The 12,577-nt window shown below is 40.3% G+C and carries 10 protein-coding genes; 7 read left to right on the top strand and 3 right to left on the bottom strand.

The features are described from left to right. The 7 genes from M1381_09220 to M1381_09190 all read left to right on the top strand — a co-directional run. The coding region (locus tag M1381_09220; GenBank protein MCL4479258.1) for a hypothetical protein at positions 1 to 231 on the top strand (231 nt) is incomplete at its 5' end. Continuing rightward, entirely contained in the window at positions 232 to 1,581 is a 1,350-nt protein-coding gene (locus M1381_09215; protein MCL4479257.1) for a pilus assembly protein N-terminal domain-containing protein, read from the top strand. It abuts the gene before it with no gap. 2 nt (positions 1,582 to 1,583) lie between these two features. After that, positions 1,584 to 3,197, top strand: a complete 1,614-nt coding sequence (gene tadA / locus M1381_09210; GenBank protein MCL4479256.1) for a Flp pilus assembly complex ATPase component TadA — start codon at positions 1,584 to 1,586, stop codon at positions 3,195 to 3,197. Continuing rightward, entirely contained in the window at positions 3,194 to 4,045 is an 852-nt protein-coding gene (locus tag M1381_09205; GenBank protein ID MCL4479255.1) for a type II secretion system F family protein, read from the top strand. Before tadA ends, M1381_09205 begins: the two co-directional genes overlap by 4 nt. Beyond that, positions 4,042 to 4,914 (top strand): type II secretion system F family protein, encoded by an 873-nt coding sequence (locus M1381_09200; GenBank protein MCL4479254.1) that lies wholly within the window; start codon positions 4,042 to 4,044, stop codon positions 4,912 to 4,914. The genes M1381_09205 and M1381_09200 overlap by 4 nt, the downstream gene beginning before the upstream one ends. Positions 4,915 to 5,242: 328 nt before the next feature. Then, entirely contained in the window at positions 5,243 to 5,662 is a 420-nt protein-coding gene (ndk, locus tag M1381_09195; GenBank protein ID MCL4479253.1) for a nucleoside-diphosphate kinase, read from the top strand. 177 nt (positions 5,663 to 5,839) lie between these two features. Continuing rightward, a complete protein-coding gene (locus M1381_09190; GenBank protein ID MCL4479252.1) occupies positions 5,840 to 6,967 on the top strand; it encodes a glycosyltransferase in 1,128 nt (375 codons plus the stop codon). A 131-nt stretch (positions 6,968 to 7,098) separates the two neighbouring features. Here M1381_09190 and M1381_09185 read toward each other — a convergent pair whose 3' ends face one another. From M1381_09185 to topA, 3 genes are read right to left on the bottom strand one after another with little or no spacing between them, the layout of a single operon-like run. Then, positions 7,099 to 7,749 carry a CPBP family glutamic-type intramembrane protease gene (locus tag M1381_09185; GenBank protein ID MCL4479251.1) on the bottom strand — a complete coding sequence of 217 codons (651 nt, stop codon included), beginning with the start codon at positions 7,747 to 7,749 and terminating at the stop codon, positions 7,099 to 7,101. Next, a complete protein-coding gene (mutS, locus tag M1381_09180) occupies positions 7,746 to 10,352 on the bottom strand; it encodes a DNA mismatch repair protein MutS (protein MCL4479250.1) in 2,607 nt (868 codons plus the stop codon). The genes M1381_09185 and mutS overlap by 4 nt, the downstream gene beginning before the upstream one ends. After that, positions 10,353 to 12,575 (bottom strand): type I DNA topoisomerase, encoded by a 2,223-nt coding sequence (gene topA / locus M1381_09175; GenBank protein ID MCL4479249.1) that lies wholly within the window; start codon positions 12,573 to 12,575, stop codon positions 10,353 to 10,355. Positions 12,576 to 12,577: the final 2 nt, after the last annotated feature.

The following is a 12,577-nucleotide window of genomic DNA, read 5'->3' as shown; positions in this document are numbered from 1 at the left end:
GCATACAACTATTCATCCTTAACACTTGCTGTTTCACCTGTTGAGGGAGAGATTCTCACATTTGCATCGGAGAGAGCGAGATTGAACTTTGTTTTAAGGAATGTAGATAACATAAGAACAGAAGAAAATATGCCTCTTATTGAATGGCAGGATATTATGAAGATAGGTAAGCTTCAGAAAATACAGCATGAGAGAAATATAAGAATTATCAAAGGAAAGGGCGGTGATTAGATGGTTAATAACCTGATCACTGCGTTGAACGAATATGCAGTGTCGACCCGGCGGGTCGCCCAAAAAAATGGCGATTCGTTGAATCGCCCCTGTGGCCAAATTGTATTATTGGGTTTATGCACTATCAGTATTTTGTTTCTTCTGTTCTTCACTGCCAGAACTACCTATGCAGATAAAATACTCACACTCGTTCAGGGCGAAAGCAGGGTCATAGATGAGCCGCAGATATCAAAAGTTGCAATTGGTGATGCAACAATAGCAAGCGTCAAGGTGATCAGCGGACACCAGATCCTGATAACTGCATTATCAAGCGGAACAACAAACCTATCAATGTGGCAGTTGACAGGGAAGAAAAAGGATTATTCTATTCGCGTAAGTGCTGAAAACCCAGGAATTATCGCAGGAGACATTAAATCTTTGCTGCATGACGTAGAAGGCGTACAGGTAAATGTGATTGGTCAAAGGGTTGTACTTGAGGGACAGGCTATCAGAGCAGATGATTACGAGCGTATTAAACAGATAATCATACTTTATCCGCAGGCAATTAATTTTGTTAAAAAAAATGATGTGCGCATGGATAAGATGGTTCAGATTGATGTCAAGATGATGGAGGTTGATAAGGGTTTTTTAAAGGATATCGGCATTGGCTGGCCTCAGCTGATTACACACAAGTTCAATTTTAACAGCACAATGCCTCCTGTTCAGGGCCAGCCCACGATGGGTTCTTTTTCAATAGGCGGTTCAATACTCACCAACTTCGTCTTCTTATTCAATCTTATTGTTACGAATAATCTCGGCAGGGTTTTGAGTAATCCTGTACTTGTTTGCAGATCGGGTGATAAAGCAAGCTTTATAGGAGGGGGTGAGATACCTATTCCGACATCATCAGCGCTTGGCCAGACAAATGTTAACTGGAAAGAATTTGGCGTGATACTTAACATAGAGCCATCAACAGATGAGTTTAACAACATCAGTTTAAAAATACATGCGGAAACAAGCGATATAGACATGGGCAATGCTGTTCAGGCGAATGGTATTAATCTGCCCGCCTTTGTGACAAGAAAAACAGAAACGGTTGTAAACCTTGTTCAAGGAGAGACGCTCGTGCTTTCCGAATTGCTCAACGATAAGGGCTTTAAAACAGTTGCCAAGTTCCCTGTTCTTGGAAGCATACCTATTATCGGTGAGTTGTTTAAATCAAGAAAGTATCAGCAGTCTCAGTCCCAGTTCCTTGTTTTTTTAACCCCTCAGATCATTAGCCCTGGAAGTATTGATGATAGAAAGATTAAAGAGATGAAAAAAAGATACAATGAGACAGATAAATCTATTGGATATGATCCATTGGACTAAAAATGCTGGAGATAGAAATCTTTCATAAAGAAAGGCTTATAAAAACAGAAATTGTAGATAAGACAATTATCATCGGCAGGGCAAATGATGCCGATATAAGGCTTGATGATCATCTTTGTTCAAGAAGGCATGCAAAGATATACATGGAAGAATCAATCTGGTTTGCTGCCGACTTGGAGAGCTCAAACGGCACGTTTTATAACAATGAAAAGCTAAAAGCCCCGGTAAAATTAAATCAAAATGATAAACTCAAAATAGGAGATCATGAAGTTCTAATCAAAAACATTTTAATTCCTAAACCTCCGTTTCATGAAAAAGAAAGTTCTCCCGAGTATACAGCTAAACCTGCAATAGAACTTGATACACATAAGATCGAGATCCATAAACAACTGCTTGAAGAACTGGATCTGAAAAATATTGATCTTGCAAAACTTGAAACAGGAGAAGTTAGAAAAAAGGCAGTAGTCATCGTAAAAAATATCGTTACAAAATTGGAAACAGGCGGGTTATTACCTGATCATACGGATGAGACAAAGTTGATCCAGGATGTAATTGATGAGGCTCTGGGGCTTGGTCCTCTTGAATCCCTGCTTGAAGATAAAACGATAAATGAAATAATGGTTAATGCAAGGGATGAAATCTATATAGAACAGGAAGGCAGACTTGAAAAAACATTATTAAGATTTTCTTCAGACAGGGCAGTTTTAAACATAATAGAAAGGATCGTATCTCCGCTTGGTAGAAGGGTTGATGAAGGCTCCCCAACTGTTGATGCAAGGTTGAAGGATGGCTCAAGAGTGCACGTAATTATTCCGCCGCTTGCAATAAAAGGACCAACGATCACCATAAGGAAATTCTCAAAAAAGCCTTACACGATGGATGATCTTGTAAGATTTGGCTCGCTCACTTCAAGGATGGCTGATTTTTTAAAGATAGCAATAACAGCAAGAAAGAACATCATTGTATCTGGCGGCACTGGTTCCGGTAAAACAACATTGCTCAATGTACTTTCAAGCTTTATTCCTGAAGATGAACGTATAATAACAATAGAGGATTCGGCAGAACTTAAATTAAATCAATCTCACGTAGTATCTCTTGAGGCAAGGCCTTCAAACTTAGAAGGTAAAGGCGCTGTGACTATAAGAGACCTTGTGAGAAATGCATTAAGGATGAGGCCTGATAGAATTGTAGTAGGAGAATGCAGAGGTGGTGAGGCGATTGATATGCTTCAGGCAATGAATACCGGACATGACGGCTCATTAACAACCCTGCATGCGAACACCCCAAGAGATGCACTGTCAAGACTTGAGACAATGGTGCTTATGTCCGGTATGGAATTACCGATAAGGGCAATAAAGGAACAAATCAGATCAGCTATTGATCTTATTGTTCAGCAAACAAGATTTAAAGACGGTTCAAGGAGGCTCTCCGCTATATCAGAGGTTCAGGGAATAGAGGGAGACATTATAGTACTGCAGGATATATTTATTCTTGAGACAAAGGCTATGGCGGATAATAAGATCAATTATACAGCCAGATCAACAGGCTTTGTTCCAATGTTTATAGAAGAACTCAGGGCATCTAATATCAGTGTACCTCAGGAGATTTTCCTGTGATCATATTTATTATACTGAGTTCTATATTTGCAGGATTGGGTATGTTCATACTTGTTACTGAGGGAATTGACCGTTTTGAGCATGGTATTGATATTTATAAATTAAAGGTAATAAGCCAGGTAAAAGAGCTCGATAGCCTTTATATGAGTGTTACACCACAGAGGCTTCTATATCTTAATCTCTTTATATCTTTTATTACATTTGCACTGGTAAGCATTTTCACATCAAGCATAATAGCAGGTATTGCTGTATCACCTTTAGGACTGTTTATATCAAAGGTGTGGATCATATTTATTCGTAAAAAAAGGATCAGAATATTCAATGAACAGTTTATTGATGCAATCGGTATTATAAGCAATGCACTAAAATCGGGTTTATCATTACAGCAGGCAATAGCAAGGGTTGCAGAGCAGTATCCTGCACCGATATCACAGGAGCTGTCCATGGTAATTAAGGAGATCGCACTCGGCACACCGCTTGAACAGGCTCTTATAAATCTTTCCAAGAGGGTTAAGAGTGAGGATGTGGAGTTATTTGTAACAGCAACAAACGTTGTGAAGGACGTTGGGGCAAATCTATCAGAAATGTTTGATAGGATAACGGATACAATAAGAGAAAGAAACACCATTCAGGGCAAGATAAAGGCTTTGACTTCTCAGGGCAGGATGCAGGGCATAGTAATAGGGCTTATGCCGGTTGCTCTTGGGCTTGTGCTTTATAAGCTTGATCCGAATTTTATAAAACCGCTTTTTACAGATCCAATCGGATGGCTCATCCTTCTTATTGTTATGGTGTTTGAGGGGATAGGGGCGTTCTTTATAGTAAAGATTATAAGGATAGATGTATGATAATATTATATCTGTTTTTAACAAACATATTTTTTGGTATATGTGCGTATCTCATTATAATAGCCTTTCTTGAAAGGCCTGATAAACCCGAAGGCATAAAGAAAAGGTCGGATCGCACGCTGCTTATGAAAAGCCCTTCATACAGATTATTTGTAAAGCTCTCAAGGCTTATTATAAGTTTGCATCCAAAAAACAGACTTGAAAGCTATTTTTCTCGTGCAAAGAAACGGCTGATACTTGCGGGCGAGCCATTGTCTTTACTACCGGAGGAATTTCTAACGATCAAGGAATTATTTGCAGCAGCAATGCTTATCATAAGTCTTATCATGGGTTTTTCATTATTTGCGGCACTGATGCTATGTATTGCCGGATTCTTCTATCCCGATTTGTGGCTTAGAGAAAGATACAAAAGGCGAAGAATTGCCGTATTGAAGGAGCTCCCGTACATACTCGACCTGCTAACGCTGTCAATAGAAGCCGGACTTGATCTTACAGGCAGCGTTAGCAGGGTTGTTGAAAAATCAAAAAAAAGTATACTGAGCCTTGAGCTGTTCCATTTTCTTCAGGAATTAAAAATGGGTAAGCCAAGAAAAGAGGCATTAAATGATATGGCAAAGAGAATGAACATCCCTGAGATAACATCACTTACAAATGCGATTGTTCAAAGTGAGGAGCTCGGGTCCGGGCTTGCAAGGACACTGAGAATCCAGTCGCAGGAGTACAGGACAAAGAGGTTTCAGAGGGCAGAAAAGCTTGCAATGGAGGCACCAGTGAAGATGACATTCCCTCTGCTCTTTATCTTCGTTTCGGTCTTCTTAATACTCTTCGGCTCGTTTATCATTCAGGCTTATAGGGGCAAGCTGTTTTGAGAATACTTGATTTTCTAAAGTTTTCAGTTTATTCGAATAGTTTTGGCAACCGGGCTGCATGGAAGAATCTTTTATTGCATGCCTTTGGGCTTATTCCGTAAATGGGTAAACGATTTCGTCGGCAACCGGGCATCGTGTAATACCATATTATAAAATTTCTTCTGTTTGTTGACATAAAAATTCATCTTAAATAAGATACCTTGGTACGAAAGGCATGGGAATTATATACCTTAACAAACGTCGTATCTCTTGTGATTACAATAATTTATGCGCGGAAGCTTATAAAAATGTGGTATCATGTTTGTTAAATTAAACATAAGGAGGCAGTGTGGAAAGAACATTATCAATTGTGAAACCGGACGGAGTGAAAAAACAGATCATCGGCAGGGTTGTATCGGCGTTTGAAGAAAAAGGTATAAAGGCAGTAGCTATAAAAATGGTTAATATGACAAAAGAACAGGCAAACGGATTTTATAGTGTACATAAAGACAAGCCGTTTTTTAATAGTCTTACCGCATTTATGTCTTCAGGACCTGCGGTCGTTATGGTGCTTGAAGGAGAAAATGTTATTAACAGGGTAAGAGAGATAATGGGTGCAACAGATCCGAAAAAAGCAGAAAAAGGAACTATAAGAAATGCGTACGCAGAGAATATCGAGCAAAATATTGTTCACGGCTCCGATAGTATGGAAAACGCTAAAAGCGAGATCCATTATTTTTTCTCTGACATAGAGATCAATCAATACTGAGCATGGAAAAAAATATACGCATAGAGCTTCATAACAAGAAAAATAATGGAAGCTGTCTGAATATAAACGTATAGAGGACACACATATGCATTCTATTGCAGGGGCGATTCATGGAACAGCCCTGTTTTGTTTTAACAGACCCGTCTTTAATACAGGTACCACGATCGTTACCGTATTATGAAGATAGCTTTTATGGGCATAAGGGGTATTCCCGCAAGCTACAGCGGTTTTGAAACATTCGTTGAGGGCATTTCAACAAGACTCGCAGGGAGAGGTCATGATGTCACGGTTTATAATCGCTCAACGCATGTAAAGTATAGGGGTAATTCATACAAAGGCGTAAAGATAGTAAGCCTGCCTACAATACCCACAAAGCATCTCGACACAATAACGCACACATTTCTCTCCGTGATGCACGGCATATTCAAAAGATACGATATAGTTTATATATGTGGTGTCGGGAATAGCATAGTATCTTATATCCTGAGAGCCGCGGGTGCCAAGGTTATCTTAAATGTTGACGGAGCGGACTGGGAAAGGAAGAAATGGGGTATTTTCGCAAGATGGTTTTTAAAAGCGAGCGAAAGATTGGCAACCGTTTTCCCGAATATTGTTATTGCGGATTCAATGGCGGTAAAAAGGTATTATAGAGATCATTACAATACTGAAAGCTTCTTCATACCTTACGGTACAGAGCTTGATCATCGTATCTCGGATGATACAAAAACACTAAAAAAATACGGACTTGAACCTGATGAGTACATACTCTATGTTGGAAGGCTTGTGCCAGAGAACAATGCCCATCAGCTGATAAAGGCTTATAGGGTGATCAAAACAAACAAAAAACTTGTGATAGTAGGCGATGCACCTTATGCGGATGGGTACAAGGCTGAATTGAAGGCGCTGTCTGTTAACAATGAAAGAATTATGTTCTTGGGTTATGTGTTTGGTGAGGACTATAAATGCCTTATGAGGAATGCATACATCTACGTACTTGCCTCAGAGGTTGGCGGCACCCATCCTGTGCTTATCGAGGCACTTGCGGCAGGCAATGCGGTGATCGTGAACAATATACCTTCGAGTGTTGAGGTCACAGCGGATGCAGGCATTGTGTATGACGGCAAAACAGGCGGCACTTCACTACCGGAGAAGCTTTCCATGCTGCTTAACGATAAAGAACTGCATGCATCACTGAGAAGAAAGGCGCAGGACAGGATCAGGGCTGCTTACCTTTGGGACAAGGTCACGGACGATTACGTAATGCTGTTTGAGTCCCTTGTAAACCCGCGACATTCACCCGGTTAGAGACAGGAAGCGCTTGAGACTGTCAGGAATTATTCTCTATCAAGCGTTTACACAAATCATTGGCAAATCCGGCATAGGGATGTCCGTCTTTAATACCAATGATTACACATGCGATGCACATACCACATCGGCTATCTAAGCATACTAAACAGCAGGAATGACAGGACATTGCTGAGCCAATGGAATGTTACTGAGCCGGATATATTATAATCCTTTTCTTTCAACCAGCTAAATACCAGTCCTGGAAAAAATACAGCAAGTCTTGCTATATCTTGAATCACAATAAGATGTCCTAATGCAAAAAGTATATTTACAATAACAAAGGACACGCCAATTTCTATACCGGCAAAATGGAATTTTTTCCTGTCGCACCGCTTTAATTCTGATTGTAAATAGCCTCTGTAAAAAACCTCTTCCGGTATTGCAACCATTAATAGGTCATAGAATGCAAACCTGAGTATGGATAATGTATGTATAAAAGATAATGTCATGGCTAAATGATAAAACCATTTCATATAAAAATAAAAACCTGTACTGTACAGAGGAAATATGATTATAACCATTGCTATTGCCTTAATCATGCCGCTGAGCATACCTTTTTTGCCAAGCCCGTATAACTCCGGTGACTTCTTTTTTATGAAGAGTATCATTACTGGTATGTAGAGGAACAATACGGCAGCTATTGTCCCCAGGTACTGGTCTAATGCATGCGTATAACGAGCAACAGCAATGACTGCCATTGATACCACATAAACGATATAGGGTGTTTTACACCGTTTCAAACCTTATCTCCGGATTTTTGTTTTTCAATAATTTCTTTCATCTTAACAATGTATTGCAATGCCTCTAACGGCGTTATCTTATCCACATCTATGCTTCCAAGCATATCATAGAGCTCTGAGTTTCCTGATTTAAATAATCCAAGCTGTAAAGGGATCGTTTCATCGGTTTGTGCCAGTCTCGGTCTGCCAAGGCTATCTATCTCTCCATCCTGAAGCTTTTTTAAGATCATCCGTCCGAGCGTAATTACCTTTAGGGGCAGCCCCGCCATCCTTGCAACTTCAATGCCAAAGCTCTCATTCGAGCCTCCATCCACAACCTTTCTTAAAAAGATCAGTTTACCCTGCCATTGTTTCACCGGGATCGATTGGTTCACAGCCGCCGGATGGGTTTGACCAAACTCTATAAGTTCATGATAGTGTGTTGCAAACAGGGTCTTTGCCCCGAGATCGTTTGCTATATAATCAAGCACTGCCCACGCAATACTTATACCGTCATAGGTGCTTGTCCCTCTGCCGATTTCATCAAGAATGATCAGACTTTTTTTCGTTGCGTTACTGAGTATGTTTGCCGTTTCCGCCATTTCTACCATATACGTACTCTGGCCCTTTGCAAGATGATCGGATGCCCCAACCCTTGCAAAGATCCTATCTACGATTCCTATTCTCGCGTATGATGCGGGAACAAAAGAACCAACCTGGGCCATCAATACGATCAGTGCCGTCATCCGTATGACCGTGGATTTCCCCGACATGTTTGGACCTGTAAGTATGATGATTTGCCTGTTTGTTGAATTGAGCATTATGTCGTTTGGTATAAATGCATTGTCTTTGATATACTGTTCTATAACAGGGTGTCTGCCAGATTTTATATCTATTGAGTCCTCTTCCTCTGTTATGGGTTTTACATAATTATTTCTGACTGCGATCTCCGCAAAAGTTGAAAGTACGTCGACACTTGCTATTGCTGATGCCGTTTTCAGTATACGGGATGAAGCTGCTGCGATACCTGAAACCATGGACTTTAAATACTCATTCTCCATGTTTTTTATATCGGCTTCTGCACTTAAAAGCTTAACCTCCATATCTTTTAATTGTGGAGTAATAAATCTTTCCCCGCTTGCTATGGTTTGTTTTCTTATATAATCATCGGGAACAAGTTTTAAATTTGCCTTTGTAACTTCAATGTAATAACCAAACACACTGCTATAACCGATTTTTAATGAACCTATCCCGGTACGTTCTCTTTCCTGTTTCTCAAAATGCCTTATCCAGCCTTTTGCGTCTTTTACAAGAGCCTTTAGCTCATCAAGTTCGCGGTTAATGCCGGGCTTTACAAACCAGCCATGAATTGATTGGTCTTCTGAAATTTGAACAGTGTCTTTTATGGCAGCCTTTATATCCTCAATTGTGTCTATACTTTCATATAATCTTATCAGCAGAGATATATCTTTCTTGATAAGCGATTTGATGTTTTTAACAGCGTCTATAGAATTCACAAATCTTTCGAGTGCCTGAGGTGTAATAGTCATGTTAAGAGCCTTTATGACAACCCTCTCTATGTCTCCAACCTCTTTCAGGTTTTGCCTTACATCATTCCTTAAAACAGGCTCTTCAAAAAAGTGCTGCACGACCGACTGTCTCTCTCTGATCTCGAGAATTGAAATAGAGGGAAACCTTAAATAGTTTCTTAACATCCTTGCGCCCATCGGGGTAATGGTCTTATCAAGCACGCCTATAAGGCTTACCTTCTCGGAACCTTCTATGATTGAGTTGAAAAGCTCTAAGTTTCTTATCGTGGTGCTGTCCAGATAGAGGTACTGCGAGGACACCAGTACCCTCATTGAAACATTACTTATGGGCGTTTTTGTATCCTCAAGATATCGGAACAAAGCTGCCAGTAAAGATAATACAAGATCATGTTCTCCCGCACCCGCAATAGAGATCTGCGTACCCCAAATATTTAACAATCTGTCTTTTACAGTATCCCATACAAAATTCTCTCTTGATAATGGGGTAATAATAAAAGGGATCTCATTTCCAAACTGCTCTAATATGTGAAGCGGCAAAAAGCCGTCTTCATACAACATCTCTTTTGGCATAAGCTTTCTTATCTCGGATAAAACCTGCTCCACATCCTTTGTTTCCAACAGAAGAAGCTCGGCGGTTGTAAACTCAAAAAACGCTACTGCATAAAGTTCCTGTCTCTTCAGGATAGCAGAGATGTAGTTTGTTTGATTCGCTGCAAGCATGTCTGGATCGTAGATCAGACCCGGCGTTACAACCCTTATTACCTCTCTTTTTACAATGCCCTTTGCGAAGGACGGATCTTCCATCTGCTCGCATATCGCAACCTTCAATCCGTTATCAATAAGCCTTTTTATATAAGGCGCTGCTGCATGATAAGGCAGACCGCACATAGGGACCTGCTCCGCCGCATCTTTGTCTCTTGCTGTAAGTGTGAGATCGAGTAAAGGAGCCGCCTTAATTGCATCCTCAAAAAACATTTCATAAAAATCCCCTAGCCTGTAAAACAGGATCGCATCTCTGTATTTTTCCTTTATTTCAAGGTACTGTTGAATTAAAGGTGTGATACTTTTTTTCATCTATTCAATTTTCTTTGTATAATCGCAATTCTTATTGGGACACGCTATGATTCTGCCTTCTTTTTTATTATACTTTTCGATAAGATAGTTTGAACCGCACTTTGGACACGCCTCATTCACAGGTCTGTTCCATGAAATAAAATTGCATTTGGGATAGCCGCTGCACCCATAGAATATCCTGCCGCTTTTTGTAGAACGTTCCACAACCTCAGCCCCGCATGCAGGGCACTTAACGCCTATAGTGAATGGCTTTGTGTTTTTACACTGCGGGTAGTTTGAGCATGCAATGAACCTTACACCCGTTTTTGTACGCTTTATAAACATTGGAGAACCGCACAGCTCACATTTTTCCGAGGACTTCTCTTCCTCGACAATGATTATTTTCCCGTTCTGATCCTTTTTGAAATTTTTTGTGTTTTTGCATTCCGGATAATTTGAACACGCAAGAAACATACCGTTCCTTCCCCATTTTATAACCATCTGTGCACCGCATTTTTCACACAAAATGTCTGTTTTTTCTTCAATCTTTTTCATGTTTTTCATCTTTTTATCCGCATTGGAGAGCGTTTTCTGAAATGTGTCATAAAATGTTTTTAAAAGATTTATATATGTTTCGGTACCCTCTTCTATTTTATCTAATTCTTCTTCCATATTGGCTGTAAATCCGATATCCATGATCTGCGGAAAGTTTTTCTCAAGCATGTCTGTAACAAGCGTACCAAGCTCCGTCGGCAGAAATTTTGCGTCTTCTTTTACAACGTATTCCCGCTTTTGTATTGTACTTAAAATGGTTGCATAGGTTGATGGCCTGCCAATGCCTTTTTCTTCAAGTTCTTTCACAAGAGATGCCTCAGTGTATCTTGGGGGCGGTTCTGTAAAATGCTGTTCCGGTTTTATATGTTTGAGTTTTAGTTCATCATTCTTTTTTATCTCAGGCAAAAGGCTGTCTTCCCTCTCTTCATTGTAAACCTTAAGATGCCCGTCAAATATGAGTGTTGCTCCCGTCGCTTTTAATAAAAATCTACCTGCATTTATCAAAACGGAGAGTTGTTTAAATACCGCCGGCTGCATCTGGCTCGCAACAAACCTGTTCCATATAAGTCTATACAGATCATATTCTTGAGATGATAGATATTTTTTTATCTTCTCGGGAGGCAAATCAAAGTGCGCCGGTCTTATTGCTTCGTGCGCGTCCTGAGCGGTTTTTTTGTTTTTGTAAATCAATGCCCCTGGCGGCAGATACTCACTGCCATAAGCTGCCGCTATGTGTCCCCTCACAGCTGCCAGCGCCTCATCTGCAATCCTTACGGAATCGGTCCTCATGTATGTTATCAATGCTGTAGCACCATCCTGACCAAGGTCTATACCTTCGTAAAGTTTTTGAGCAATCCTCATTGTCCTATCCGCTGTAAACCTCAGCCTTTTTATTGCCTCCTGCTGCATCGTGCTTGTTATAAAAGGCGGCAATGGATACGATTTTCTTTCTTTAACATCTACATCGATAACAGCAAATCTTTGTGATGTAAGTTCTTTCACGAGGCTGTCGGCCTGCTCCTTACCGGGTATATTTATATTTTCATTGTTTACTTTAAAAAGCCTGGCCTCAAAGCTATCCCCGGTCTTAGTTATAAAAACCGCAGCAATTGTCCAGTATTCCTGAGATACAAATGCCTGCCGCTCTTTTTCCCTGTCACATATAAGCTTCACTGTTACGGACTGAACCCTGCCGGCGCTTAAACCTCTTCTGATCTTTTCCCAGAGTATAGGACTTATCTGATACCCTACAAGGCGATCCAGGATGCGCCTTGCAAGATATGATTCATACATGTTTTTGTTCAGTATACCGTAATTCTTGATTGCACCGATAACTGCCTGACGTGTGATCTCATTGAACATAACCCGGTGAATCTGTCCTTTAAAACCATGCAGTTCATCGGCTATATGCCATGCAATGGCCTCCCCTTCTCTATCCGGATCCGGTGCAAGATAGATAATGGAAGCTGATTGTGCTGCCTTTTTTATGGCTGATAGGACCTTTACTTTGTTTTTAAGTATAACATGCTCTGCTTTAAATGTTTTTGTATTAACGCCAAGTTTTGTTTTAGGCAGATCTTTTATATGCCCCATTGACGCAACAACCTCATACTCATTTCCAAGAAATTTCTTGAGCGTCTTTGTCTTTGCAGGTGATTCCACAATAATCAGGTATTTTTCTTTTGCCATGT

The organism is Deltaproteobacteria bacterium (genome assembly GCA_023382265.1).
GTDB lineage: Bacteria > JAMCPX01 > JAMCPX01 > JAMCPX01 > JAMCPX01 > JAMCPX01.
The sequence above is the reverse complement of the archived record's forward strand: the minus strand, read 5'-3'. Positions and strand labels throughout refer to the sequence as shown.